The organism is Stieleria sedimenti (assembly GCF_025060895.1).
Lineage (GTDB): Bacteria > Planctomycetota > Planctomycetia > Pirellulales > Pirellulaceae > Stieleria > Stieleria sedimenti.
Map to the genome: position 1 here is coordinate 1 of NZ_JANZKV010000007.1, position 25,418 is coordinate 25,418.

Annotated in this window: 21 protein-coding genes; 12 read left to right on the forward strand and 9 right to left on the reverse strand. The window is 59.6% G+C overall.

The window, feature by feature from the left end; translation table 11 throughout:
- Positions 1 to 124: 124 nt before the first annotated feature.
- The 10 genes from NZK35_RS00995 (at position 125) to NZK35_RS01040 (ending at position 12,359) form a co-directional block, all read left to right on the forward strand.
- A complete protein-coding gene (locus tag NZK35_RS00995) occupies positions 125 to 1,174 on the forward strand; it encodes an arginine N-succinyltransferase (RefSeq protein ID WP_259630734.1) in 1,050 nt (349 codons plus the stop codon).
- A complete protein-coding gene (gene astD, locus NZK35_RS01000) occupies positions 1,171 to 2,619 on the forward strand; it encodes a succinylglutamate-semialdehyde dehydrogenase (protein WP_259630735.1) in 1,449 nt (482 codons plus the stop codon). The genes NZK35_RS00995 and astD overlap by 4 nt, the downstream gene beginning before the upstream one ends.
- Before the next feature lie 393 nt (positions 2,620 to 3,012).
- Positions 3,013 to 4,353 carry an N-succinylarginine dihydrolase gene (gene astB / locus NZK35_RS01005; RefSeq protein ID WP_259630736.1) on the forward strand — a complete coding sequence of 447 codons (1,341 nt, stop codon included), beginning with the start codon at positions 3,013 to 3,015 and terminating at the stop codon, positions 4,351 to 4,353.
- A 382-nt stretch (positions 4,354 to 4,735) separates the two neighbouring features.
- Positions 4,736 to 5,911 carry a redoxin domain-containing protein gene (locus NZK35_RS01010; RefSeq protein WP_259630737.1) on the forward strand — a complete coding sequence of 392 codons (1,176 nt, stop codon included), beginning with the start codon at positions 4,736 to 4,738 and terminating at the stop codon, positions 5,909 to 5,911.
- Positions 5,912 to 5,919: 8 nt separating this feature from the next.
- On the forward strand, positions 5,920 to 6,453 hold the full coding sequence (locus NZK35_RS01015) for a hypothetical protein (protein ID WP_259630738.1): 534 nt from the start codon (positions 5,920 to 5,922) through the stop codon (positions 6,451 to 6,453).
- 58 nt (positions 6,454 to 6,511) lie between these two features.
- Positions 6,512 to 8,584 (forward strand): hypothetical protein, encoded by a 2,073-nt coding sequence (locus NZK35_RS01020; protein ID WP_259630739.1) that lies wholly within the window; start codon positions 6,512 to 6,514, stop codon positions 8,582 to 8,584.
- Positions 8,581 to 9,573 carry a MotA/TolQ/ExbB proton channel family protein gene (locus NZK35_RS01025; protein ID WP_259630740.1) on the forward strand — a complete coding sequence of 331 codons (993 nt, stop codon included), beginning with the start codon at positions 8,581 to 8,583 and terminating at the stop codon, positions 9,571 to 9,573. The genes NZK35_RS01020 and NZK35_RS01025 overlap by 4 nt, the downstream gene beginning before the upstream one ends.
- 6 nt (positions 9,574 to 9,579) lie before the next feature.
- On the forward strand, positions 9,580 to 10,443 hold the full coding sequence (locus NZK35_RS01030) for a hypothetical protein (protein ID WP_259630741.1): 864 nt from the start codon (positions 9,580 to 9,582) through the stop codon (positions 10,441 to 10,443).
- Positions 10,440 to 11,333 (forward strand): hypothetical protein, encoded by an 894-nt coding sequence (locus NZK35_RS01035; protein ID WP_259630742.1) that lies wholly within the window; start codon positions 10,440 to 10,442, stop codon positions 11,331 to 11,333. Before NZK35_RS01030 ends, NZK35_RS01035 begins: the two co-directional genes overlap by 4 nt.
- A 507-nt stretch (positions 11,334 to 11,840) precedes the next feature.
- Positions 11,841 to 12,359, forward strand: a complete 519-nt coding sequence (locus NZK35_RS01040; RefSeq protein ID WP_259630743.1) for a helix-turn-helix transcriptional regulator — start codon at positions 11,841 to 11,843, stop codon at positions 12,357 to 12,359.
- Here NZK35_RS01040 and NZK35_RS01045 read toward each other — a convergent pair.
- Both NZK35_RS01045 and NZK35_RS01050 read right to left on the reverse strand, forming a co-directional pair.
- A complete protein-coding gene (locus NZK35_RS01045; RefSeq protein WP_259630744.1) occupies positions 12,351 to 13,316 on the reverse strand; it encodes a universal stress protein in 966 nt (321 codons plus the stop codon). The two genes, NZK35_RS01040 and NZK35_RS01045, sit on opposite strands and share 9 nt — an antisense overlap.
- Positions 13,317 to 13,347: 31 nt before the next feature.
- Positions 13,348 to 14,241: a universal stress protein gene (locus NZK35_RS01050; protein WP_259630745.1), complete on the reverse strand. Its 894-nt coding sequence runs from the start codon at positions 14,239 to 14,241 to the stop codon at positions 13,348 to 13,350.
- Between the two features lie 355 nt (positions 14,242 to 14,596).
- Here NZK35_RS01050 and NZK35_RS01055 point away from each other — a divergent pair, with 355 nt between their 5' ends.
- A complete protein-coding gene (locus tag NZK35_RS01055) occupies positions 14,597 to 15,172 on the forward strand; it encodes a hypothetical protein (RefSeq protein ID WP_259630746.1) in 576 nt (191 codons plus the stop codon).
- Positions 15,173 to 15,346: 174 nt separating this feature from the next.
- Here the strand turns inward: NZK35_RS01055 and NZK35_RS01060 are convergent, their stop codons facing one another.
- Positions 15,347 to 15,904: a hypothetical protein gene (locus NZK35_RS01060; protein WP_259630747.1), complete on the reverse strand. Its 558-nt coding sequence runs from the start codon at positions 15,902 to 15,904 to the stop codon at positions 15,347 to 15,349.
- Positions 15,905 to 15,917: 13 nt separating this feature from the next.
- Between NZK35_RS01060 and NZK35_RS01065 the strand changes: the two genes are divergently transcribed.
- Positions 15,918 to 16,424, forward strand: coding sequence for a hypothetical protein (locus NZK35_RS01065; protein ID WP_259630748.1), 507 nt, complete (start codon positions 15,918 to 15,920; stop codon positions 16,422 to 16,424).
- A gap of 167 nt (positions 16,425 to 16,591) precedes the next feature.
- On the opposite strand, the gene NZK35_RS01070 is transcribed toward NZK35_RS01065, so the two are convergent.
- The 6 genes from NZK35_RS01070 to NZK35_RS01095 all read right to left on the reverse strand — a co-directional run bounded on the left by NZK35_RS01070 (position 16,592) and on the right by NZK35_RS01095 (position 25,407).
- Complete coding sequence (locus NZK35_RS01070) at positions 16,592 to 19,942, reverse strand: UTP--glucose-1-phosphate uridylyltransferase (RefSeq protein ID WP_259630749.1); 3,351 nt, start codon at positions 19,940 to 19,942, stop codon at positions 16,592 to 16,594.
- Positions 19,939 to 20,808 (reverse strand): sugar phosphate nucleotidyltransferase, encoded by an 870-nt coding sequence (locus NZK35_RS01075; RefSeq protein WP_259630750.1) that lies wholly within the window; start codon positions 20,806 to 20,808, stop codon positions 19,939 to 19,941. Before NZK35_RS01075 ends, NZK35_RS01070 begins: the two co-directional genes overlap by 4 nt.
- Positions 20,809 to 20,967: 159 nt before the next feature.
- Positions 20,968 to 21,624, reverse strand: coding sequence for a redoxin domain-containing protein (locus tag NZK35_RS01080; RefSeq protein ID WP_259630751.1), 657 nt, complete (start codon positions 21,622 to 21,624; stop codon positions 20,968 to 20,970).
- 117 nt (positions 21,625 to 21,741) lie between these two features.
- Positions 21,742 to 22,659 (reverse strand): rhomboid family intramembrane serine protease, encoded by a 918-nt coding sequence (locus NZK35_RS01085; protein WP_259630752.1) that lies wholly within the window; start codon positions 22,657 to 22,659, stop codon positions 21,742 to 21,744.
- Positions 22,660 to 23,458: 799 nt separating this feature from the next.
- Entirely contained in the window at positions 23,459 to 24,694 is a 1,236-nt protein-coding gene (locus NZK35_RS01090) for an NAD(P)/FAD-dependent oxidoreductase (RefSeq protein WP_259630753.1), read from the reverse strand.
- Positions 24,691 to 25,407 carry a methyltransferase domain-containing protein gene (locus NZK35_RS01095; protein WP_259630754.1) on the reverse strand — a complete coding sequence of 239 codons (717 nt, stop codon included), beginning with the start codon at positions 25,405 to 25,407 and terminating at the stop codon, positions 24,691 to 24,693. Before NZK35_RS01095 ends, NZK35_RS01090 begins: the two co-directional genes overlap by 4 nt.
- Between the last annotated feature and the right edge of the window lie 11 nt (positions 25,408 to 25,418).

Here is a 25,418-nt window from a genome sequence, read left to right on the forward strand (position 1 = left end):
TCCCAGAGGGAGAGAAACGAAGTCGGTTGCCAAATCCTGCAGTAACAGAATCGACGTTTCTTGCAGCGAGCAGCGACTCCTGATTGACGGTCAACATCGCCTTGCTTTCCCTAGGATCCCATCGATGCACCACATCCGGCTCGTCCGACCGCAAGACCTGGATACTTTGTTCGATTTGGCCGGCCAGTCGACGTTCGGGCTGACCACCCTGACGCCGGACCGCGAGCGGCTGGCCAAGCGGATTGAAGAATCGGAGTGTGGCCAGTCACCGTTGCTGGTGTGGGTCGAAGCTGCCGAGCAACGCGTGATCGGGACCGCGGGCTTGTTCACCCACGTCGGCGATTCCGAGAAAGGGGAGCCGTTTTATGCGTTTCGATTGGAACGCAGCATCCATCGATCGGATGCGTTGAACGTTCGGACCGAGGTCGACACGTTGCACTTGGCCAAGATCTTTGACGGCCCGACCGAGCTGGGGACGTTGTTTTTACACCCGCAATTTCGCGGTGGTGGAAAAGGCCGCGTGTTGTCGCTGTCGCGATTCATGTTGATCGCCCGCGACCCTGAGCGTTACGATCGTCAAGTCATCGCGGAAATGAGGGGCGTGATCGACCAGGACGGGCGATCTCCGTTTTGGGACGCCGTCGGCCGCCACTTTTTTCAGGTCGATTTCCCGATTGCCGACACCCAGTCCTTTCGAGACAAACGGTTCATTGCGGAGTTGATGCCGAGCCATCCGATTTATGTACCGCTGCTTCCCCAGCAGGCCCGCGAGGTGATCGGCAAGGTGCACACCAACACCGAGCCCGCGTTACGATTGCTCGAATCCGAGGGCTTCCACGAGGCACAAATGGTCGACATCTTCGACGGCGGGCCGTGCATTCGATGCGACCGCAAGGCGATTCGGACGATTGTTGAATCGAGTCACGTTGAGCTGGCGGGTGTGTTCTCCGAGAGCAACGAATGCGTGATGGACACTCTGGTGGCGACCGCCGACGGTCCCTTTCGGTGCATCGGTTGTGCGACGCGGCGGTCAACCGCTGGAATCCAACTGCAGCAACAGGATGCAGAAAGCCTGGGCGTTTCGATCGGGGATTCGTTGATCGTCTCGCCGCTGAAGGGAACAGCCAAAGTATTCTGGGGCGGCGCACCGTCTAACGAGAGGAAACCGTCATGACCGCACCATCCGAGTCAACGCCGCCATTAGTGGCCTGCTTTCCGGGAACCGATGAAGTGGTTTGGGAAGGAACTGTCGCGACAGAGAGAGACGTCGCCGACGCAGTCTCAAACGCTCGGTCCGCGCTGACGTCATGGCAGACCACGCCGGTGGAGGAACGCATCGCCGTGGCGGAACGATTTGCCGCGGCGGCGACCCAGCGCCAGGACCAGATCACGCAACAGATCAGTCGCGAAACCGGTAAACCCAATTGGGAAGCCGTCGGCGAGGCGAAGCTGATTCCGGCGAAAGTCAAGTTGGCCATTCAAGCCTATCGCGAACGCAGCGGTCCACAGCAGCTCGATCTGCCGCAAGGCATCGGACGCGTCGTCTATCGTGGCGTCGGCGTCATGGCGGTGCTCGGGCCGTTTAATTTTCCCGCACACTTGCCCAACGGGCACATCGTTCCGGCGTTGATCGCGGGGAACACGGTCGTGTTCAAGCCCAGCGAAATGACACCGGGCACGGGAGAGTTGCTGGCCCAGCTTTGGCAAGCCGCCGGGTTGCCACCGGGCGTGCTGCAGACCGTCCAGGGAGACGGCAAGGTCGGCGCCACGCTGGTGTCGCAAGCGGTCGACGGTGTCCTGTTCACCGGCAGCTACTCCGCCGGTTGCGCGATCCATCGGTCGTTGGCGGGCCGGCCCCAGGTGTTGCTGGCGTTGGAGATGGGCGGCAACAACCCGATGGTCGTTCATCGGGCCAACGATCTCGGCGCCGCGGCCTATCTGACCGCCGTTTCGGCGTTTGTCACCGCCGGCCAGCGCTGCACCTGTGCGCGGCGGTTGGTCTTGGTGGACGACGCCAATGCGGAACCGTTGCTGGAAAGGCTCACCGCACATTGCAGGACCTTGCGTGTTGGATTGCCCGGCGAGGATCCGGAACCGTTTATGGGGCCGTTGATCTCGACCGCCGCGGCCGACCGGGTACTCGACGCCCAAGACAAACTGCTGTGTGGTGGCGCGACGGCTTTGGTTGCGGCACAACGTGATCCCCGTAATCCGGCGCTGATTCGCCCCGGTCTGATCGACGTGACCGGCATGGGCGATCGAATCGATGAAGAGGTGTTTGGACCGCTGCTTCAAGTCGTCCGTGTCGCTGACTTTGATGCGGCGATCGAAGAAGCGAATCGAACCACGTACGGATTGTCGGCGTCGTTGTTGTCCGATGATCGCGAGAGGTTCGACGTCTTTCGAAACCGCATTCGTGCCGGCGTCGTCAATTGGAACCAAGCGACGATCGGTGCCAGCGGTCGTCTACCGTTCGGCGGTCTGGGCGCGTCGGGGAATCATCGCCCCAGCGGCTATTTCGCGGCCGACTACTGCAGCGATGCGTCCGCGATGCTGGAGTCGGACTCGCTGTCGATGCCTGCGACGATCATGCCGGGGATTGAGATCACGGTGCAATGAATCGTTGCTCGACTTCGACGTTCAAAGTGTGTCTCCATGCGACGCGGTCAGCAGACGTGTTGGTGTCTAGGCTTTAGCCGATCTTCGCGCACGCGTCGGACGCCGACGGCGTCGTTGGGAGACGCCTAAAGGCCAATACCGCTAAGTTAAGCGTCNNCTAAAGGCTGGACACCAACACGTAAGCCCGTTTCTTCATTCCCTTGGAGGGCCCCGCCTTGGAGTAAGGGAACTGCAGCAGTGGAATCGTCTCAGCTCGCCATTGGGTTTCTCCCATTTCATCAATGCTACAATCGACACTCAATGGGAGCGTGACAATAACCCATTCGAATCAACGACTCAACAACCAGCATTTCCAGCGTCAGGTGTTTCTCTGGCTTAGTCCCTCTGCCGAACATGATTTATTCAACCACCGTCGAAGTCAACTTCGATGGTCTGATCGGACCGACGCACAACTTCGCCGGCCTGGGGCCGGGAAACCTTGCCTCGTGGTCGCATCGTCGTGCACCAAGCAATCCTCGCGCTGCGGCTCGTCAGGGGCTCGCGAAAATGGTGCGGCTGCGCGCGTTGGAGGTGCCCCAAGCTTTGTTGCCTCCCCAACCGCGTCCCAACCTGGCCCTGTTGCGACGGTTGGGTTTTAGCGGTGACGACGCGGCGGTGTTGGCAACCGCACAGAAGCACTCGCCACATTTACTGGCGACCGCCATGTCCAGTTCCAGTATGTGGACCGCGAACGCCGCAACGGTTTGTCCGTCGGCCGATGCAGGCGACCGACGAGTTCATTTCACTCCGGCCAATCTGGTCACCAGTTTGCACCGTGCCAGCGAAACCGACGTGACGGCGACGCTGCTGAAACGGATCTTTCCCGATCCACGGTTCTTTGTGCATCACGATGCGGTGCCGAGTTCGACGGACATGGGGGATGAAGGTGCCGCCAATCACACGCGATTCTGTGACACGTTCGGTGACCCCGGCGTGCAGATGTTTGTCTACGGATCAGACAGTCGCGGCGATGACGCGTCGGGGCCCAAACGGTTTGTGGCCCGCCAATCGAAAGCGGCCGGCGAAGTGATTTCCCGTTTGCATCATCTCGATCCGGACCGAGTGGTGTTCGCAAAACAAAATCCGCGGGCCATCGATGCGGGCGTGTTCCACAACGATGTCATCGCAGTGGGGCATCGTCAGCTGCTACTTTGTCATGAACAAGCCTTTGAGCAACCGGCGCGAGTCATGGAAGACTTGCGGCGGACGACCAACGACGCGATCCAAGTCGTCCAGGTTCCCCAGCAACGCGTCAGCCTGGACGATGCCGTGTCAACGTACCTGTTTAACAGCCAGATCGTCACGACGGAAACTGGAGAAACCGTTTTGATCGCCCCGGAGGATTGTCGACAACACGCCGGCGTGAACACGTTGCTCGGTGAGTTGGTCGAGGGCAAGACGTTTGACCGAGTCGAATTCGTGGACCTACGAGAGAGCATGGACAACGGCGGCGGCCCGGCTTGTCTGCGGTTGCGGGTCGTTTTGACGCCCGAGGAACAGGCGGCGGTCGCACCAGGCGTTTGGTTGACCGATCGGCTCGAAGGACAATTGGAAGGTTGGATCGATCGGCACTACCGAGACTCGCTGACCGCAGCCGACCTGGCCGACCCAGCCTTAATGACCGAGTCCTACACCGCCCTGGACGAACTGACCGAACTTCTCGAATTGGGGAGTGTTTACGAGTTTCAGCGGTGAACCGCGGCGCCCGCCCAATGCCACTTACTTTGGCTCTGAAGGAGTTAGCGGAACGGCGCGAGCCGTCCGGTTGCGCTTCAATAACACCGTGACAGACCGGAGGGCTCGCGCCCTGCCGCTAACAAAAACCCTCCGCTTGGCGTCAACGCAAGTGGCATTGGCTCTGAAGGTGTTAGCGGAATGGCGCGAGCCGTCCGGTTGCGCTTCAATAACACCGTGACAGACCGGAGGGCTCGCGCCCTGCCGCTAACAAAAAAACTCCGCTTGGCGTCAACGTAAGTGACATTGGCGGCTTCGCGCAACGAAACCCGCGCCGCATTTCGTTACAATCAGGGGCTCCGGAACCCGATTCGATTTCGCCACTTTTCCCCGAGTGATCCTGATGCCCAAAGCCTTGCTCGCGTTGTTGGCCCTGTGTTGTGTTTCGACAGGGTCATTGGCCGCTGATTTTCCTCCCGGTATGCAAACGCTTGAAATCGGTGATCGAGCACCCGATTTCAAATTGCCGGGGATCGACGGGCGTGATTGGACGCTCGACGATTTTGCCGACGGAAAAGTGTTGATCGTTTATTTCACGTCCAACCATTGTCCGGTCTGTCACGCCCACGATCCGCGTTTCATGGATTTGGTTCGGGAAGTCGAAGGCCGGGGTGTGAGGGTCGTCGCGATCAATCCCAATTCCGGAGACGGACTTCGGCCCGACGAATTGGGCTACTCCAAGTACGACGACAGTTTCGAAGACATGACGCCCTATGCGAAAGAACATGGATTCACGTTTCCCTATTTGTACGACGGGGCCACGCAAGCGACGGCGAAGCGCTATGGCTGTTTGGCAACGCCCCATGTTTTCGTTTTTGATGCCGATCGAAAGTTGCGATACAAGGGGCGTCTGGACAACTCCCGCTATCCAGATCCTGCGACGGTCAAGTCACGCGAAACACGTGACGCCGTTCTCGCACTCTTGAACGGCAACCCCGTGCCTGTACCGGTGACCAAACCGTTCGGCTGTTCGACGAAGTGGCGTGAAAAGATCGTCAACGTGGAAGAAGACGAGACGCGTTGGCAATCGGCGGAAGTGACGCTCGATGAGATCGACGCCGCGGGGCTGGCCAAGTTGGTCGAAAACAATACCGACAAGTATCGATTGTTCAATGTCTGGTCCACGACGTGTGCGCCTTGTGTCGAAGAGTTTCCGGGGCTGACGCGTGTCTCGCGGCGGATGGGATTGCGAAAATTTGAATTAATCACCATCAGCACCGATCTGCCCAAAAACCGTGACCGCGTGCTCGCCTTTCTGTCGGCAAACCGAGCGGCCCTGCCGGCGCGATTGAAACCCTCGCTCGAATCCGAAGGCCGAACGTCGAACAATTATCTGTTCACCGACCCGGATGTGGATGCGTTGATTGCGGCCTTGGATCCCCAGTGGGAAGGCCCTGAACCGCACACCGTCTTGGTCGCGCCGGGCGGCAAGATTGTCTTTCGTCACAATGGGATGATCGGCGAAACGGAACTGCTCGATGCGTTGTTGGCCGAGATGAAAGAAACCTATCTGGAATGAGTACGGTGATGATCAAACCATCCTTGATTGTTTGCATGCTGCTGATTTGCGGTGGCTGTTTCCCGCCACCTGCTTCGTCACCGGCATCGGCTCAAAAGCGTCAGGCCCAGGCGATCGCCGATCGTGAAGAGGAATTGGCGTTCCGCGATGAGTCGGGCGAGATGAATTGGCGGAGCCGTGTCGATGCGGCCAAAGAATTGCTCGAGCAGGCCCAGTCCAATCGTCGTTGGGGGCAATCGCAAGCGGCGCTGGAGCAGGCGCTGGATGCCGCACGATTGATGCCGCCGCCGGGCAAGGATTTTGACTTGGAAACCGAATTGGCCGACCTGCGGGGAGAACCAGCGGGCGGCTCGGAGGATGCATCGGCCGAATCCGGTTCGGAAGACGAAGGTCAAATCGCCGCGACCGGGGCGAGCGTGACCAATGCGGAGGTCCGTCAAATGCGAAAAGAGCTGGAAGCCTTGCTCGAACGGCTGGAAGGGAGTACCGGGCGGACCACCAGCGAACTAAGCTTGGAGCGGGATTTGATCGAGATTCAGTGAGCCAACGCGGCGTGATTGCGCGGCGGTTGGTGTTGTCTTCCAAGCCTGCGGTGTCCTTTTGATTCAGCGAAACGTCGACCCTGTCCTCCACCGCTTGCAGCGTGCACTGGAAACCGGTGCGTCGCGTGAAGAGGTCGCCGAAGCGTTGGCCGCGGCGGAGTCGGCGGCCGAACAGTCGGGCGAGGAGTTCTCGCCGCTGTTGCGGTACCGCGCCGAAGAGTACGTCCAGGCCGAACGGATGCTGGAACGGCGTCGGCTGATGTTCGCCGTCGCCTGTGTCGTGTGCCTGTTTGCGACCGTCGTCGGCGCGTTCGGCTTGACCACCCTGGACCGCATGCGAACGCTGGTCGATCACGAGGCCGAGTTTGACAAGTTGGTCGTCGCGGAAGCCTGGGACGAAGCATCCAACTTTCTCGATCAGCTCGACGAGGACACGCGATCCGAACCCGCGTTTGTTCGCGGCCGTGAAATGGTCGACCAGGCGATCACCCGCGAAGCCGAACGGAAGGCTGAATTCAAACGCTTGGCCGATCAGATGCGATCGTCTGCCACGACCGACATCGATGCGGATGACGTCAAACGATTGAACACGTTGGCGCGCAGCGACGAGGAGCGGCAGTTCGCCAGCGAAATGCTTGCCAAAGTGGAAGAGCAACGGTTGCAACGAGAAGCCGCCCGGGCGAACGACCAGACACATGCCTTTGAGACGCTGCAAGACAAGGTCGAGCGGTTTCTTCGTGTTGAATCCGACGAACTTGATGAAGACGGGCGGGCGGCACGACGTTTTGAGTTGCAACAGGAATTGGGGCGATTTGCCGCCGATCACCAATTGGGGAATCCGGAACTGAGCGAGGCAGCCAAGCAGGCAGCCAAAATGCTTGCCGCGTCCGCCCAGCAGGAAAAGAAACAGACCGACCGCGACAAACGCGTCCAGGCGATCACGCGATCGGTGGGGAACGCCCAGCGGTACAGGCGAGCGATCCAGGAATTCGTCGACGATTGGCCCCGAGACGCGTTGGCCCAGCGGCTGCAGCGAGACGCCCCGGGTGCCGACGCCATCGATGCCACCCTGGCCTGGATCGATGTGTTGAGCCATCCCGCCTATCAACAGCCGCAATCAGTCGATGGTGAGCTGGCGAAAGCCTGGTTGGCGACTCTCGAGCACGCCGAATCGCTGGAGCCTGGGCATCCGTTGTCGATCCCGGCGACCCGATGGCGGGCAACGTATCAAACGCTTGCCGACTGTGACGAGGCGATCCAAGAACTGCGTGCGGCGTTTCGGTCGCCGCTGGTCCATCGCATCTATGTCTATCCCGATCCCAGTGGCAGCGTGTTCTATTCGGAACAGGCACCGGATCGACAGTCGCCAAGGGCGCACCTTGTTTCGGTTCTGTTGGATCTCTCGCTGGAGCGTGAAACGAAAAACTTTGGCTTGCGGTTTCGTGAGGAAGTGCTACCCAAGGTCGCATTGTCGGGCCACAGCCAATTCGCCGCCAAGATGGTTCCGAGCGTTACCGACGTCACGGTGACCGACTTCACTCCCGTCGCGTATCGTTTGATCAGCGAGTTGCGAACGTTTCAGAGCGAGCCGGAATTTGATCCGATCTATCGACTGATTTGGATGCGCCGCGTGTTGGAGATTGCCGTCCGGGGAAGCGTTCCGATCAAGTTGGCCTTTGGTGATTGGCTCGAATCCTTGCAATCGTCCGGTTTCGACTGGGACACCAACTGGTTGGCGTCTGAGCCCGAAGACGTGGATCGTCTGGTCAAAGTGACGCAGGCAAGACGGTTGCTCGAGGGTGTGGACGACTGGAACCATCGAGTCGAACGGATGCTTGCCGAATTCAAAGCGTTCCGCAGTCCCCGTCCGCCGGCCCCGCGCTGGATCGGCTGGGTCTCCCTGGACGGTGAAAACTACGAAGCGGTCCTCAGCGAGCCGACCGATTCCCATCCGCTGGTTGTTTTTCCGGTCGATCCGCAAACCGGGCAGACGAAACGCGTCGACATCGGCGCGCTGCAGACGTCAATGGCACTCCGGGTGACCGATCCGGACGCCCAGCAGTGCGGCGCGATCCTCTGTGTCGTCTCACCACGCTCTGTCGCTTCAACCCCCTCAACGACCAGGAAATGAACAAGGTGGATGCATCGCCGGTCAGTAACGATCGACTCGTCTGGATGCGACGCGACATCGAACGCCGTTTCGGGTTCGCGGGCGCACGCTACACGCGCGTGGGCAGCGTGTTGCCCGGCCTGATCGCCGCGGCGATCACGGTGGCCCTGTTCGGATCGTTCGTCGCGATCGGTTCCAACCCGATCGTGGACATGTTCATTCGACGCGGTTGGACGCCGCCGGTGATCGTCTTCTTTTCCGTCTGGTCAATGCTGATCCTGTGGTTCAAACGCGCGAAACTGAAGCTGCAACAAAAGACGCTTCGGCTGCGTGTGATGCCGGACCAAATCGACTTTGTCTTATCGGTCGACCGGGTGAGCGAAGTGTTGCATCGCTTGTACGAAGTCTGTGACGATCCCAAACGGTTTGTGCTTCTGCATCGAATCGAAGTCGGACTGTCTAACGCACGGAACTTGAGCCGTGTGGTGGATCTGGGCGAGATTTTGCGGACGCAATCCGAGCACGACGAATCGGTGATGGAAACCAGTTTCAATTTGATTCGCGGGTTGGTGTGGGCGATTCCGATTCTCGGTTTCATTGGGACGGTCTCGGGACTGTCGATTGCGATCGGCGGATTCGGCCGAGTGCTCAGTCAGACCGAAGACCCGTCGAAATTGATCGGTGCGCTCCAAGGTGTGACGGGCGGTCTGGCAACGGCCTTCGAAACGACACTGCTGGCCCTGATGGCTGCGTTGTTGGTCCAGATGACGATGACCTTTCAGAAGAAACAGGAAGAAGAGTTTCTTGATGAATGCACGGAGTATTGTCAGCGCGAGGTGCTGAGCCGAATCGCACATTCCGACGCGGGCGATGTGACGACCGAGACGAAACCACAACCGGCCGCGGCCGGATCGATTCAGGACGACGAATCGGGTTTCGCACCGGTCGAAGTGATTCAGGAAGGCGAAGCGGACGCGGTCGTGATCGATGGCCCGATCGTGTCGGAGTGATGCACGATGAGACGTCGACGACGCGAGCAAACCGTCAATCTGTTTGCCTTTCAAGACATCATCACCGGTGTCGCCGGTGTGATGTTGTTTATTCTGTTGCTGTTGGTGGTGCAGCTGAGTCTGCGATTGGCGACCCGAGCGGCAGAGTTGCAGGAAAAGCTGGCCGATGATTCCTCCAACGCCGCCGCTGCCACGCCGCCGCCGGACGAGGCGATTGAAGATCCCTTCCAGGACTTGGAACAGCTGGAACAGCAGCTAAAACAACTGCGTCGCGACAACCAAGAATTGCTCGATGCAACCGCACGCGACCTGGACGGTGACATCCAGGCCGCTCAATCGGAACTCGCCGGACTGGTTCGTCAGGCCGACCAGGCGAAGGCGCAGGCAGAGAAGTTGCAGCAGCAAGTGGCATCCCAGCAGATGAGCCAGCAGCGCAAAGAGATTCTCGAGTTGCGGGAGCGACTTCGGGAAAAGTTAGAGTCTCTGAAACAAGAGCAAGTGCTCCACCGCAGTGGCAAACTGGTCGCATTCAAGACCACCGCAAGCCCAACGCGTCCGATGTGGGTCGTCGATTTGCGAGACAGCTACGCGGAACTGTTCGATGTGCTCCACCCCACCGACGTGACCACCGTGTCGTACGACCGCAAACAGATCCCGATGCAGACGGTTGCCCAAATCCGTGACGTGTTAGCGGAGAAGACTCAGACGCGATCCCTCATCCTGGTGCTGCGTCCTTCGGTGGCAGGTGCCGGTGCCGTCTTGTTGTCTGATTTTCGTCAGGCCGGATTCAATCTGGCGTTGGAGTTGTTGGACGAGGATTCCGAGATCACGGTTCAGGGTGACGTGCCGATCGAAGGAGACGCACGATGAGCCGGCGGAGGACAAACAGCAACGAAGACGATTCACTGGAACTGCTGCTGGACACGGTGTCGAATGTGTTTGGGGGCGTGATGTTTTTGACGCTGCTGGCGGCGTTGTTGATCATCGCCCGTGGGACTGCGCCGGCGGAACCCGAGGACGCGCTCGACGAGCCGCCGGTGCCGGTCAGCACGGCGCTGGTGGAGGCAAAGATCCGGCAGGCCGCCGCCGCGATCCAGGCTCAGCAAGAAATCATGCAGCAACTGGACCCCGGCGGCGACGTGATGGCCAAATCGGATCGGTTGCGATCCCTGGAGCAGACGCTCTCGCTGGCGCGACGCCACGCCGGCCGGACCGATCACCTGAAGGAAGAACAACAGCGAGCGCTGCGGGATCAATTGGCGAACCAGTCCGAACTGGAACAGCAAATCGCGGACGTGAAGCAACAAATCGCCGACCAAGCGGCCAGCGCCAGTGCGATCCGAACCCAGTCCGAACGGTCCGTTGAATTCCGCCCCTTAAGTCGTAGCATGACCGATGAAGCGGTCGTGTTGCTGCGGTACGGGCGTTGGTACCTGTTGCAAACCGGCCCCAGCGAAGGCGTCAATCGCGACGATTTCTTTGTGCTTCAGCACAGTCGCTCGTTGACGCGTGTGACGCCGAAGCCACACCGCGGATCGCCGGTGACCGAGCAATCGCTGTCCGAATTGGTCACGGGTTTGAAGGCCGAATTTCAGCCCGGGCAATTTCATGTCTTGATCGCCGTTTGGGATGATTCGTTTTCGGAGTTCAATCCGGTCAAAGACGCGGTCAAGGCGGCCGGGTACACCTATCGTACGCTGCCGTGCGACAGCAGCACGCGACTGAGCAATCAATACGCGGCCGAAGCGTATGTGCAGTGATGCAGGGACGATTCGAGCTGGATGGCCGCTGCGATGTGTTGCCCAGCGATGACACTTGCAGCGTTCGCTCCACTCTTTGTCGCAGGGCGTTACGGTATTCGCCATCAAACGACGCGTGCTAGACGGACGACGTGGTCAAAACCGCTTGGCGAACCCGTCTCGCGAGCCGGCACGGCGGAGAAGCTTTTTCTTGCGCAGCGGTCGATCAGCAACTGATGAAATGGCGGCCAACCCCGTCAGCGACGGTGCTACAAGACGCACAACGACTACGATCGGAACGCCTTTGTTCACCATGACGTGGAACTAATCAGAACTCGCCGCGTCGAAAAGTCGCAATGGAGTAGATCCATTATGTCCGGCATTGCTTCGAAGCCTCCCGGCGAGATTGCCCCGGTCTCGCCTGGAGGTGGATTTGCGACGAACAATGTCCGAATCAAGAAGGCCAAGTTGTACGGGAGTTGGGCACCGTGAAACATCGCAATACGAGCAATATGATGGCGATTCCTAATGTCTGATGTGATGCTGGATGGAATAAATGTCACGATCTGCGACTGGCGAGGCCAAGTGATTTGGCGTAGCGATCGAAAGCCGTCCTGGAAACCTGGTGATTTGGCATGGAAGCACTTGACCGGTGAATCGACCGAACGGGCCAAGTTGGCTTTTTCCAAGGTCGTCACGCTCGGTGAAAAGGCGACGCTTGAGCTGGAGAACAAACGCGGCCAACATTCACGAGAATGGTTGTGGCCGCTGGACCGTCCGGAGGTCGCCGTGTGCGTGTTGTCGGTGTTGATCCCGAGCGAACTGAAAACGCTGACCGATCGAGAGCGAGAGATTCTGGGATGGGTGGCGTTGGGCTGTCCGACCCGTGAAATCGCCGAGCGTTTGGACGTCAGCGCGAGCACCGTTCACACGCACTTGAGGCGAGCGCGACAAAAGCTCGCGCTGCCCAGTGTCGAATCACTCACGGGCTTTGCCGCCCGCTACTGTCACCCCAACGCGGCCCCGCTGCAGTCGATCTCATTCTGAAGCACCCTTGGGGACCGCGTCGGCCGTGGTCGCGGACGTGTCTGGCTCGGGGTTGGTGCGGTGGTGCCTAGAGATCCAGACGCTACAGGGGGCATGACGCAACACGTATTTCGTGGTGCTGCCGAGCAGGAAGTCGTCCAGCAAGCTGTGACCGGAGTCGCCGACGACGACCAAATCGGAATCACTTTTTTCCGCCAGATCGGCAATCGCGTCTCCGACCCTCTGGTCGTGAATGATCACCGATTTTGTCTTGGGCAATTTGTCGGTCAAGCAGTCCTTCATCTGATCGCCACCCTGCTTCATCTCCTTGAAAATCTCCTCTTCGTTGGCGATCGCGGCCGTCGACAATCCGTTGCCGAGCAGATAATCGTAGATCGGAGCCACGCTCAGCAATTCGACCTCGGTGTCGGGCTGCCAATCGAGTGCCATGATCTCTTCGACGGCATCGCGAGACGCTTTCGAGCTGTCGTAACCGATCAAGATTCGATTTGCGTTGGACGCATCGGCGTCGCGTTTGTCATCCTCCTCTTCCGGCGGGCGGACGACCAACACCGAGCACTTGGCGTGCGTGGCGATGCTGTCCGAGACGCTGCCGATCAACAAACGGCCGAAGAACGAGTGGCCGCGGGCGCCGATGACGATTAGATCACAGTCTAAATCCTTGGCTTCGCCCAAGACGACTTTGACCGGATGGCCCGGACGACAGATCGTGTCGATGCGTGTGCAACGCTCCCGCAATAACTTTGCCATCTCGGCCTGGTGATCTTCCGCCCGCGCACGTTCTTGTCGAAGCAGTTCGGGAAACCAATGCTGTGTCGACTCCGGGCTTGACCCGTAGGGGTCGCCGAGCGCGGTGATGATCGTCAAGCTCATCGGCGCGGTGAATTTCAGCGAGCGCAGGAATTTTGCGGCCGCTGCCGCCTGCTGAGAACAATCGGTCGCTAGCAAGACTTTCATCGTCTCACGCTCCAGAGAAAAGATGTTGTGGTTAAGAGTCCATGTTTTCGACCGCTCGATTGCGCGTCACCCAGACGCTGCACGGTGCGTGACGCAACACATACCGCGATGTGCTGCCCAACAGGAAGCGATTCACGGCGCTCCGCGGCGTTTCGCCGACAATCAGCAAGTCGATGGCGTTGTCTTCGGCAAAGGTGACGATGCTTTCGCCGATATGATCCCCTTTGACCAGATGCGTTTTGGCGTGCGGGGCCACGTCGGCCAGTCGCGCTTTGGCGTCGGAGAGACCTTCGAGGTAGTGCGACGAAATCTCAATGCCTTCGTCCGCGATCCGTTGACCGATGAAATCCGAGAGATAGGTTTCGACCGTCAGCAGATGAAAATCGGTTCCCGTTTTCCAAGGGACTTCCGCGATCTCTTCCAACGCCAAGGACGCCGAGTCGCTGCTCTCGTACGCCAAGCAGACCCGGATCGGACGTGCCGTTTCATGCAGCCCCGTGGGACGGACCACCAACGTGCTGCAGGGGGCGTGGGTGGCGACGTGATCGCTGACGCTGCCCAGCAACAAACGCGTGATTTGCGAATGCCCCTTGGCACCGACGACCACCAAATCCCGCTTCAGTGATCCGGCGAGCTCGACGATGGATTCACCGACCGGGCCTTCACGCATCGCATGTTTGATCGTCACGTTGGCCCCGTCGAACATCTCTGCCACCTGCCTGAACGTCTCATTGGCAAAGGCTTTGTCTCGCTCAAACGCCTTCTCCAGCAATTCGCCCGTCGCGTAACTGCTGTGAATGAAGGGACGTTGGACGACACTCAACACCGTCAGGTCCAAGCTGTCCGGATGGGGAAGGTGGGCGAGCAGTTTGGCGGCTTCGATCGAAGGGGTCGATCCGTCGATGGCAAGTAAGACGTTATGCATAGCAAAAATTCTCCAGGGTGGTGATCAGCCAGCAGTCAAGCAAATCGAATGCCAGAACCGGCGAGGACTGTCAGATCGCCCCTCTGGATCGTTTGAATTTCCATCGAGCGTGCGAATTGGCCCACTGTGTGCCATTTGTCTCGATTGGTCGTGCGTCGATGTGTGACATCATGACAACGCGTTCCAATCACACGGGCAAAACCATCCTGCCGCTCCCGTTTGGCCCTCCAGTTGCACCTTCAGGCGGAGATCATCGCCGATTGATTTCGGAACATTGATTCAATCGACAGCCCGCTTGTCGCGAACGTGTGATCAACGTCTTCCCCCCCGCCAACGAGTTGAATCGAGAGCCACCATGAGCGACGAACCAGCGACCCCGAAGTCACAAGCGGCCCACTACTTCGCCGAGTTGGAGGCCAGGATCGTCCAGCGACTCCACGCCGAAGCCGGCTCGGAGGCGTCCCGCGCCGCGTTGGTTCGCAGCACCGGTGTCGAGGACGCAAAATTGATCGAAGAGCTTTCCAAGCTGGGAATCACCGCCGACGAATTGATCTGCCTGCGATTCATTCCGCTGGTGTTGGTCGCGTGGGCCGAAGACCACGCCGACTCGGAAGAACGCGAGGTGATTCAAACGCAGGCAGCCAAGCTGGGGATTCGCGAAGACTCCACCGCATGGCTGGTGCTGGAAACGTGGTTGCAAAAACAGCCGCCGGGATTGGGCATCGATGCTTGGAAACGGTACACGCACGGGATTCTGAAAAAGATGTCACGTAACGCCGCGAATCGATTGATCCACTTGACCGAGAAACAAATGATCACGGTTGCCAAAGCGTCCGGCGGGCATCTGGGAGTGGGAAAGGTTTCTCACAAGGAGAGCACGATGATCAATCGGCTGCTGACGATCATGCATGAGCAAGCCGAACGGGCGTAGTGGCTCGCGCTGTGAAGCATTGTTTCGCGGCAGGGCGCGAGCCCCATGCCCCACCGATGGTTGCAGCAAACGGGGGGCTTTTGTTAGCGGCAGGGCGCGAGCCCTCCGGTCTTTCACGGTCAAACCGGACGGCTCGCGCCGTTCCGCTAACACCTTAAACCGAATGTCGGCGGCCTACCCCGAACGGGATACCGGATTCGCTGACTCTCTCCTTTGACACCCAACGACCGTCAGGTCCCGCGCCAATTCCAGCGTGCGGTCCCAGCGGGCGCGAAGCAGGTCCATTTGGTCGCGGCTCCAGCCCTGACCGATCAGGCTGGCCAGATGCAACCCGGCGATTACGGCGATCGCGATCGGCACCACGACCAGCGACCACGGCGGATTGCCCATCGACCACTGCACGAATCCGAAAATCAACGCGGCGAAGAAACAGCAGGCCGCGACCAGATAAATCGCCATCACCATCGTCCAAATTTCGGGCCGTGGCGAAAATCGACAAAATGCCTCGCTAGACTGCGGCTCGTCCATACAGTTCAATTGGACCGATAGGTGAGGCGACCAGAACCGCTTGTCCGCTGATTCGATTTGGAAATCGAACACCCACCCGGCCGATTCCGCGTGGGCCGACAGTTCGTCCGATTGAATCGCGCGGCGAAGCCGTTGTTTGGCCTCCTCCCGTTCCCAAGGAAGCTGGACACGAAACGTCGGCTGCATTTGAATTTGATTCGTCATTCTCTCGTTCCTGATGGCAAAGCAAACCGACGACCGTGAAGATTTGCTCCGCGATGGGACCGCAATGCCGGTTCGCGGCAGGTTGTGGGTGGACCGAGCCGAAGTCGTGATCGGTTTCCGATCCCGCGGGCAGCTGAGTCTGTATTGGGACCAAGATCCGGTGTTTCAATTCGATGAGTCTTGCCGGCTCCGACGCGTCTTCATCGATTCGTGTCGCTTGAAAGCAGAAAACGGAAAACTGGTCCGCCTGCGTCAGCCACACGAATCCATCAATCAATCCGTCGAACGGTTACGGCTGCTGACCGAACCGATCTCCGAAGACGACGAAGCCGCAATTCTACAACGGCTTTCTGACCGCTTGCAACAAATTGACGCCACGCTCGAGCAGATGGTGTTTGACGGAAATCAGGCAACCTTGCAAACCGTCGGTGCAACACCGCGGGATTTCGCCCGCCGCGTCCGAGGCTGGATCGCGGATTGGAAGGAGGCGATGGGAGTGGCCGGCGGGCCGTCGGCGTGAGGGGGGGCAAAACGATGGGGGCAAAACGATGGGGGCAAAACGATGAAGAGAGGTTTTGGCAGAATGATGGGGTGGCAGAATGATGGGGTGTTGCGACGCCGGGCGGACGTTGACGCGCCTATCATTCTGCCATCGATTGTCCTGCCATCTGACGGCCCCGCGGCGACTCAATCATTCCAATCGCAGAGCGAATCGATCGCGTCGGCCGAACCGTCGCGTTTCCATGGATCGAGCTGAGCCTGTTCCTTGAGCTGTTGTCCGCGCCGCTTGGGGACAACCAAGAACTGACACTCCACTTCCGGCAGTGCTGTCATGTCGCCCCACAGTTTTTCGAACTGGGCAACGGGGTAGATGTCTTCCTGAGCGTGCCCCCAGCGCTTTTTGACATCTTTCAGCGTGACGTAGGTGGGTAAACGTTTTGCCAACTTGCGAACCGCCGCATCGACCTTGGTTTGATCGACCAAATCCGCGCGTGTCAGCCCGAACGTTTGCAGCAACTTGTCGAGATCGATCCAAGTCGTCATCGAGTTGTAATACGACAACTCGAATTCGACGCGTTCGTCCGGCATCGCGAGTCCTTCGACCAATCGGGGCCGGCCGGCGACCAGCGCCAGGCCACCGCCGCGATCTTCCAAGCGACGGGGGATGACTTCGAAACTGAGCTCGGCGCCGCTCCGCATGTGCACCCCCAGCAGCCCGGGGTCGACGTTCGCACCCAACGTGTCGATGTTGTGAAGCAGCAGATAGCGAAGCGACGGTTGATCTTGCAGCAATTGGTGCAGCATTCCGTTTCGCAGCAAGTTGGGAACTTCGTACCAGTGACCGACCGGATGCAGACACTGGTTGGGGAGGTTGTCGGTATAATCACTCGCTTCGCCGGTCGTCTTGGCCCAATTCATCAGCGCCGCGCGAACACTCTCGCGAACCTTTTGCTGCTGTTGATCCAAGACCTGGCTGGCCGTCTCCTCCCAAAGAAAATGGAGATCGCGGACGGTCGGCACCATTCGCAAACCGACACTCTTACCGGTGGAAACTTCAACACCCGACTCGAATCCGAAATCATCGTTCTGCTGAAGGTGTTGTCGAATCGGGGCGTCGGTCAAATAGCTGGTCGTGAAGACGTGTGGGATTCGTCCGCCGAACGCGCGTGTGGTCGCACGCGTCTTTGCCAGATGGACTTCCAGAAAACTTCGGTGACGGCCGGCAAACCGATTGAAGGGGTGCAGTGCCTTGCAGACGCCGGCGCCTTCGGTCCAGCGGCTTCCCACGCCCGCCGCCAACGTCACAACCGCGACCTGTCCGTCGGCAATCGCCTGTTTCCCCGCCTGAATGTCTTTCGCCGAGCAGCCTTGGCGGACGTCGGTGACGTGCTCCGGGCCGACATCGCGAATCGTGGTGCTCGACGAAAGCCGGTTCTGTGCCAATCCGATTCGTCCGTTTTTCAGATCGGCACGAATTTGTTCGTGTTGTTCGGAGTCGAATCCGATGGAGTGCAACAGTTCGTGCAAGGAGGCGCCGGACCGCTGTTGGGATTCGTCGTGTGGCAGGACGCTTTGCAACAATTTCGACGAGGCGGTTGTCGCGATCTTTCCTTCGGCGCATCGCCGCGCGATCGACTGCAGCTCCGATCGTCGGTTGGGTGACAAGTCACGCGGCGCCGTTCGCAGCAGTCCCGGCAAGACCAATTGGTAATAGCGATCGGGCATGAACGCCTCGCCGCCGGTTCGCAGTTCTGCCCAGGTGCCATGATCGTTGATCGAAAAGTCATAAACGACCGGGTTCATGGCGAATGGTAACGCGGTCTGCAACTGTGTCTTGACCTCGATCATTTCCGATTGAAGCCAATCGCTCGCCTTCGCTTTGATTGACGGATCAAACAGAAACCCCATGCCGCCGCCGGACATGCCGCCCAACATGACGAAGCCCCAGAACTGGTCGCCGTATTGGCCGCGACAGGCATCGATCAGTCGATCGGTGAAACGGTTGGTCGCCCAGGGAATGATGGTCTGCAACGGGCCTTTGAAATTGCGCGTGGTGGCTTGGCCGATCTTGCGGATGTCGCCCGACTCGATCGCCGCGACGACTTCATCGAGAATCGACATCGCTTCACCGCGGGCGATCCATTCCGCTTCGCTGCGCAGCAGGTAACGCTCGGTCACCATTTCCAAGATCGGGCCGACGTTTTGCGCCATGCCGCCGTGCACCAAGACGAGCGAGTCCTGCAATTTCTGACGGGTTTGCTCGGTCGCCCGTTTGCGATCAAAGACTTCGTGGACCGGCATCAATCGCCCGCGACTGACGCCGTACTCGGGATCACCCTCGGCGGCATCGGTGCCACAAATCAGTTTGATGCCCGGCCAGACCCCACCGGAATCCTGCCAGCCGCCGCCGCTGCCGCCGATCCATTCACCCAGAATCGCCCTGGCCGCCACCAATCGACGCTCGGATTCGGTCAATCCGCCGGTCAGGGATTCGATCTGTCCGGTCGCACGCATCAGGATCGAGATCAGCGAGCCGAGCAGGTTGGTCGACACGGCCAACCGCGACCCCTTGGGAATGTCGTTGATCTTGGAGACCAATTCCAGACCCTTGCCGGGACCGACCAGTTGGGTCAACAATTCGCTGATCGGTCGACCACAGCCTTCCAGCCCCGGCGGAACGATGCCGGCGGCGATCACGGCCGCTTTCAACAAGCCTAAATAATCACGGGCAAAATCGAACATCTCGCCGATCGTCGTCACATCGGCGGTTGCCGCCAAGTCGACGCTGGCCAATCGAAACACCGGTTCGTCGATCACCCGCAGGTAGGTTTCAATCGGCGGGCTGGGATGATCGTCTCGACCACGCACACCCAGATCGACCGAGATGTTCAACACCCGCGCGCCTTCGGGGTAATCCATCCCCAAAAAAAAGATGTCGCTCCAGGCGCTGTGAGAAAGGTCCATGCGGACGGCGGTCGTTTCACACAGCAACGGCATCACGCCGTGTTGTTGATCGCCGTCGAGCATTTCACGACGCAGCCGCAGCGGATGGTCGATGGGGTGCCCCAGTCGAAACATCCACTGATTGCCGCGAACCGTGCGGACACTCTTGCGAACCTGGTCGGCCAGCGTCTGAAAACCCAGTTGGTGATACGCTTGGGCCAAGGCGCTGCTGATCGCATCGCTGGGGCCGGACGTTTCCTGGGTCTGAAGAAACTCTTCGATCGCCTCGCCGAACCGACGCGAAAGCAGATGCTCATAACCGCTAAAGGGGATCAATCCGTCCGAGCGTTGCGAGGCCGAATCGGCAAGCTCCTGCTCGAGTCGATCCGGCAGCTGATAGCGGTGGATCGACGAGAGAAAAAACAAGGCTCGCACACGACAATAAAGGTTGTCCTCGGTCCGTCGGTAGGCGTCCAGCTGTCGGCAATGCTCGAGCAGTTGTTGCGTGTTGGCGTCGGCGACGACCGATTCCAAGGAACGGTGCCGAAGCGAATCGTCTTCCGACCGAATGATGTCAATCAATCGATTGCTCATGTGTTCCGGCCCCCGTCGACGGCAGCGGCATTGCGTTGTGCCAACAAGTCCACCAACTCGGTCAGGATTCGATCGCGATCGCGCCCCGAGAGTGCGATCGCCAATTGCGAGATCAGCAACCCATAGGGAATGCCCAAGTTGTAGCGTGTCCCGTGAACTTCATAGGCCATGTACTTGTGCCGCGAACGAAGCACGTCCAGCGCATCGGACAGCGTCGGCTTGCTGACCGATTGATCCGCGACGACTTGTTCGAGCGCGGCGATGACGTCGTTGGTCAGCACATGCATGCCGAAGAAGCCCAGGTAGTGACCGGATCGAAGTCCCGGCGTGACCAATTCTTGCTCCGCGCGTGTCGGAGTCGGTTTTTCCACCACCCGTTGGACTTCAAACACACCCTCCTTTCGCGCTACGCGGGTCCCTGAGACGATTCCGAAGTAGGGCAGATTGTTTTCACGCGTTGATTGGACGGCCGAGACGGAGCACGAAAACTCCGAGGCCACGTTGACCAACTGCATCGCACACGAGAGGTTCGACGCGCTTAAATACAGGTGATCGCCGACCAGGTGCAGAAACGGTTCTCCGGCGACGAACTCCTTGGCACGCAAGATCGCGTCGGCGTATCCGACCGGCTCGGGTTGTTCGACAAATTGCAGGCTGCCGACCAGATCACCGGCGGCCTGTTCGAAGGACCGTTGATCGCCAGGCCGGATCACCAAACAGATCTCTTCGACGCCGCAGGACAGAACCTCTTCAAGGATCAGCTGCAGCGCCGATTTGTCTTTCCCCTGGCAATCGACCAGCTGCTGGGTTGGAATGCGATTTTGGTTGGGGGCCGCAGCTGTGATGACTGCTTTTCGAACCTGCATGGCGGTCGCCGGGTGATTGGAATGGAACGGGAAATGACAGACACGAGCGAAGCGGAAACGGGGTCAGGTACCAAAAACCAAATGGCCCAACGGGTGCTTCGCATTTTTGGTACCTGACCCCTTTTCCGCGGCACCCTCAATTAAAGCATTGACGGAGCACTAAAGGTTCTTGAGCGCCTTCAAGATGTCTTCGACCGAGGCGCGACCGGCGTGTGAATCGCTGACCTTGGCCCACTCGACGCGACGTCCCGCACCGATCACGTACGCCGCCGGATAAGCGGTCTCGCGAGGTGCGTCCCAACGAAGTCCCCACGATTTGACCATCTCCATCCCCGGGTCGCAGACCATCACCAGCGGATCGGGCATCCTCCGCCCACCGATGAATTGTGTGGCAAGTCGATCCAGTTCGGCGCTGGATTCGTTACCGGGATAGACCAGCAACACACGGTTCGGTTGGTCACCCAACGCTGCGGCGAGTGCCTTGGCTCGATTGATGATGTTGCCGACTTGTCGCTTGCAGGTCGAACACTGATATCCCGGGTAGCCCCGCAGGACGACGACCACCACCGGACCCTGCTCGTTCAGCTGCGAGAGCGTCACGAATCCGTTTTTTCCTTGGACCGGCAATTCGAAATCGGGCGCCTTGTCACCGACGGCAAGTGGTTGGTCAGCGTCTGCCGCCGACACCGGCGAGGCACTCAGCAGGCCAACGAGCAGGCCGCCCAGCAGGACAGCCAGCAGTGCGACGACGAGTGCCACGCCAGAGCGTGTGCGAGTGGAACGAGCAAGCCTGAACGAAACGGGCGGTGAACTCATCGGAAACCCTTATGGTGACGTGGTGGTGTGTAGTTCAGGAACTCGTCCTGCATGATCAATCTCGCCAGGATAGATCCTGACCCGACCGTGAAACCAGACGACGGCAACGCACCGGTCTCACTTGCGGCTCTCGCGTTTCCGGCGACTGTGTCGTTCCAGGGTCCGTCGCTCGGCCCGCGTCAGGCTGGCTTCGCCGGAAGCGTGGATCTTGGCCAGGATTCGGTCCACGTCATCCTCTTCCCGCCGCAATTTGGCGTCGGGGTCGTGAATTTTTAACTTGGTTCGTTTGACCGATCGGCCCACGCGATTTCGGTACTTGGAAACATCCAGCCAGCTCAGATTCCAGCGTTGGTAGTGATAGGCCAATGCAAACGCGATTCCGGCCAGGTGGACGGTGAAGGCGGTCCCGCCGCTGTCTTGGCCCACCGGCCCGGACAGCATCGACAACGAACCGAACAGATTGCTGATCACAAAAAAAACGGCGACCACCCAAGCTTTGACGGGAAAAATAAACATCAACAGGATGTTCGCGTCGGGGTAGTAGCAGGCGAACAGGATCGTCACGGCGCTGACCGCGCCGCTGGCACCGATGACGACGCCCACCGGCACGCCCATCACCCAGTAGGTCAGACAGCCCGCAATGCCGCCGAGAAACATCGAAACCAGATAAACCCGCAGAAACTCGTAGCGCCCCATCCGCTCTTCGACCGAGCGGCCGAAGATGAACAGACCAAACATGTTGAATCCGACATGAAACGGCGTCTCCAACGAGTGCAGAAATCCGTAGGAAAGGAACTGGTGCCACATCCAGGGCTGCAGCAGCGTTTGTTTCCAGCAGCCGAACCAGGGCATCAACCGGCTGACCGTTTCGCCTTGCCCGACCGCTTTGGCCGTGAACACGTCGACCAGAAAGACCGCCACCGTGATGATCACCAAGATGATCGTCATGCTCTTGGGCATCTGGGACTGTGATCGCAGGTGCCGATCCCAGGGCGATTCATCCTCGCGGCCGTAATCACGTTCGTACAATCCCATCCGGGTAGAACCAGTCTCTTGTAACAAGGGAAAAAAGGGGCGTCGCGATTCGAGCAATCGCAACGCCGACAGGGCTCATCCTACAAGATCGCCAATCATCTGGTCGAGACGAGGTTGGGCGAGGAATCGGTCAAGATCGGTTGGGAGCTGCAGCGTCCGACGCCCAACTGAAGTCAAACCGATTACAGCCGGGAAGGGCCAGGCGGGCCGGCCACGACCAAGCTGATGGGACGGTCGCGGAGGAGTTTACGCTCGGAGCGGGGAGGGTCTCTGTGGCTGGGAATCGCTCAGCGACGACCGCTCGACCCTCCCCTCGCTGCGCCTGACCCTCCCCTCGTTGCGCTCGACCCTCCCTGCCAGAGAGGGTTACTGAAGAGGTGTAGACACCAATGCCCAGTGGGAGAGTGGTCAAATCTGAAATCTCACGCCGACCACCCGACCGCGCACGAAAAAACGGCCCCGATGGCGGTCGAGGCCGTTTGTTCACTTGTCATCACCGCAGGCGTTTACTTCTTGCGATGCCGAATCTTGCTGCGCATGCGTCGTTTCTTTCGTCCTACTTTTCGTCGCCCTTTACCGGTCTTCTTGGTACCCACCTAGTCGGTTCTCCAAAAGTTTGCGCCGACTTGATCGGCCTTAAGAAAATTGTGAATGGATGTTTCGGCCGGCGCTTCGGCTCGGCCAACTTCGAGCCCCAAAGCCTAGCAAATTCACCACCGCGGGCAAGCCGAAAATGGCCTGTCGGACCCTGCGCCGGCCAAAAGAGCCTGCAATTGAGCCAAACTGAAGCTGCCACGGCTCACGCAGCATCCCCACTTGCCCCCGACTGGCGAGTATCGGAGTCAAGCTCCTGCAGCACTTGCCGACGGTCTCGATGGATCTGCTGGACGGCAAATCGGCCAAATCGCGGGAAGCGAGACAGGGCACCCACGGTGTGTCGCACCAGCACGGGGTGGCGGAGCAACCTGGAGATCATGCGGCAGCGCCGCTGCTGTTTTCCCAGGGTCTGTTTCAAATCGTCGGTCCATTGCTGGGGAAGCTCCGGTGTCCAGCGGTCGATCGCGGCGTCGACTCGTGGCACGACCGCCAACCCCGCGCGGATCGCCCACGCCATGCCTTCGCCGGTGAACGGCTCGACGTAACCGGACGAATCACCGACATAGAACAGACGCTGGCCCCCCGCGATCTTGCGGCGGCGCGTCAGGGTGGGCGTGCCTCGGAAATGCGTCGTTTGAAGCTGTTTGGCCAGATCCCAGCCACAAGAGAGCAGGATTTGATGACAAACCTCGGCCGGCCCGGAAGTTTGGACCGCAGACCGATCCACCGCCGCGGCCAGATTGACCACCTGATTCTCGGTGACCACCAATCCGACATATCCGGTTTCCGCAATGGCCATGTAGATCACACCGCCGGACAAGTGCATGGGGCCCCGCGGGTCGTCCGATTGCGTCCAATGGGCGCCCAAGCCGATGCGCGAGTCGGCCGGCACGACCAGCCGATCGTCGGGATCACCCGAGGCCGGTTTGCTGGCCAAGCCGTTGGCCGCGATCACAACGGAAGCATGATAGCGATGGCCGTCATTGTCATGCAGCGAGCGTGTCGGACTGTCGGCCGCGTCGCTGCCGATCGTCACCGCCGTGTCGCTTAAAAATTGTGCGCCGGCAGCGATCGCGGACTCGGCCAACACGCGGTCCATCGCGAATCGTGAGACCGCATGTCCGCCGGGGAGTTCTAAATTCGCCCGGTTCAATCCGCTGCGAATGCTGTATTGGCTCAGCCAATGCCCGCCGAGTGCTTCGATCGAATCCCAGACCCCGGCGCTGCGAAGACCGGCGATGGCATCGCCGTTGAGACAGGCGCCGCAAACCTTGTGCCGCGGAAACGTCGTCCTCTCGATCAGCAAAACCTTGCGGCCCTGCCGGGCCAGCCCCAACGCGGCCAACGAACCCGCGATCCCCGCGCCCACGATCACCGCGTCCCAGCGTTCTTGAGACGCTTGCTGTCGGGTCGTCGTCGCGGCCAGTGTTTGGATCATTGCGAGGTGGTTTGAATGTCGTAAACCATCAAAAAACGTTCCGGCCATCTTCGTTTGATGCGGATCGGTGTCAGCCCGGCTTGCGACGCCAATTCGATCGCTTCTGGCATCGTCAACGCCGCACGCACGCTCAACGGACCATCGACGTGACAGACCTTGCTGGTCGTCAGCAGCCGGATGCCCCACTTGGCCAACACGTAGCCCAGCTGAGAACGCAACAAGTCACTGATCACCACTCGGCGTCGTGCCGCGGTCCGCATCGATCCCAGCAGACGAACCACATCGGCCGAATCGAGGTGATGAAGGAACAATGAACTATAGACGACGTCGAAGTCCGGTGGCAAATTTTGGCCGAGCACGTCTTGCTGGACAAACGTAACGTCCGTGCCTCGACGTTTGGCGTTCTGCCCGGCAAATTCCACCGCGGTCTGGCTGATGTCACAGCCGACGACATCCATCGCCAAACCCTTGCGATCGGCCAGTTGCTTGATCCCGATGGCGACGTCACCGCCGCCGGATGCGACATCGAGCACGCGGATCGGACCCTCGGTCCGCTTCCGCGCCACCTCGGCAATCGGATTCCAAATCGAACGCACCGCGCCGCTGAGCCGATTGACGCGTGAGAGTCCCCGCAAGGCATTGGCGTGTAAGGTCGAATCGATGTCCGGTTCGTCCATCCATTCGTCTTGGCGGTCGCGGGTCTTTAAGTGCATGGCGTTGATCA

Bases quoted from the DNA above. Each gene is read 5' to 3' on its own strand.
- NZK35_RS01080 (WP_259630751.1), bottom strand. From the start codon at position 21,624: ATGAGTTCACCGCCCGTTTCGTTCAGGCTTGCTCGTTCCACTCGCACA.
- NZK35_RS01025 (WP_259630740.1), top strand. From the start codon at position 8,581: ATGAACAAGGTGGATGCATCGCCGGTCAGTAACGATCGACTCGTCTGG.
- NZK35_RS01085 (WP_259630752.1), bottom strand. From the start codon at position 22,659: ATGGGATTGTACGAACGTGATTACGGCCGCGAGGATGAATCGCCCTGG.
- NZK35_RS01010 (WP_259630737.1), top strand. From the start codon at position 4,736: ATGCCCAAAGCCTTGCTCGCGTTGTTGGCCCTGTGTTGTGTTTCGACA.
- NZK35_RS01065 (WP_259630748.1), top strand. From the start codon at position 15,918: ATGGCAAAGCAAACCGACGACCGTGAAGATTTGCTCCGCGATGGGACC.
- NZK35_RS01035 (WP_259630742.1), top strand. From the start codon at position 10,440: ATGAGCCGGCGGAGGACAAACAGCAACGAAGACGATTCACTGGAACTG.
- NZK35_RS01060 (WP_259630747.1), bottom strand. From the start codon at position 15,904: ATGACGAATCAAATTCAAATGCAGCCGACGTTTCGTGTCCAGCTTCCT.
- NZK35_RS01050 (WP_259630745.1), bottom strand. From the start codon at position 14,241: ATGCATAACGTCTTACTTGCCATCGACGGATCGACCCCTTCGATCGAA.
- NZK35_RS01040 (WP_259630743.1), top strand. From the start codon at position 11,841: ATGTCTGATGTGATGCTGGATGGAATAAATGTCACGATCTGCGACTGG.
- NZK35_RS01045 (WP_259630744.1), bottom strand. From the start codon at position 13,316: ATGAAAGTCTTGCTAGCGACCGATTGTTCTCAGCAGGCGGCAGCGGCC.
- astB (WP_259630736.1), top strand. From the start codon at position 3,013: ATGATTTATTCAACCACCGTCGAAGTCAACTTCGATGGTCTGATCGGA.
- NZK35_RS01055 (WP_259630746.1), top strand. From the start codon at position 14,597: ATGAGCGACGAACCAGCGACCCCGAAGTCACAAGCGGCCCACTACTTC.
- NZK35_RS00995 (WP_259630734.1), top strand. From the start codon at position 125: ATGCACCACATCCGGCTCGTCCGACCGCAAGACCTGGATACTTTGTTC.
- NZK35_RS01095 (WP_259630754.1), bottom strand. From the start codon at position 25,407: ATGCACTTAAAGACCCGCGACCGCCAAGACGAATGGATGGACGAACCG.
- NZK35_RS01070 (WP_259630749.1), bottom strand. From the start codon at position 19,942: ATGAGCAATCGATTGATTGACATCATTCGGTCGGAAGACGATTCGCTT.
- NZK35_RS01090 (WP_259630753.1), bottom strand. From the start codon at position 24,694: ATGATCCAAACACTGGCCGCGACGACGACCCGACAGCAAGCGTCTCAA.
- NZK35_RS01075 (WP_259630750.1), bottom strand. From the start codon at position 20,808: ATGCAGGTTCGAAAAGCAGTCATCACAGCTGCGGCCCCCAACCAAAAT.
- NZK35_RS01030 (WP_259630741.1), top strand. From the start codon at position 9,580: ATGAGACGTCGACGACGCGAGCAAACCGTCAATCTGTTTGCCTTTCAA.
- NZK35_RS01015 (WP_259630738.1), top strand. From the start codon at position 5,920: ATGATCAAACCATCCTTGATTGTTTGCATGCTGCTGATTTGCGGTGGC.
- astD (WP_259630735.1), top strand. From the start codon at position 1,171: ATGACCGCACCATCCGAGTCAACGCCGCCATTAGTGGCCTGCTTTCCG.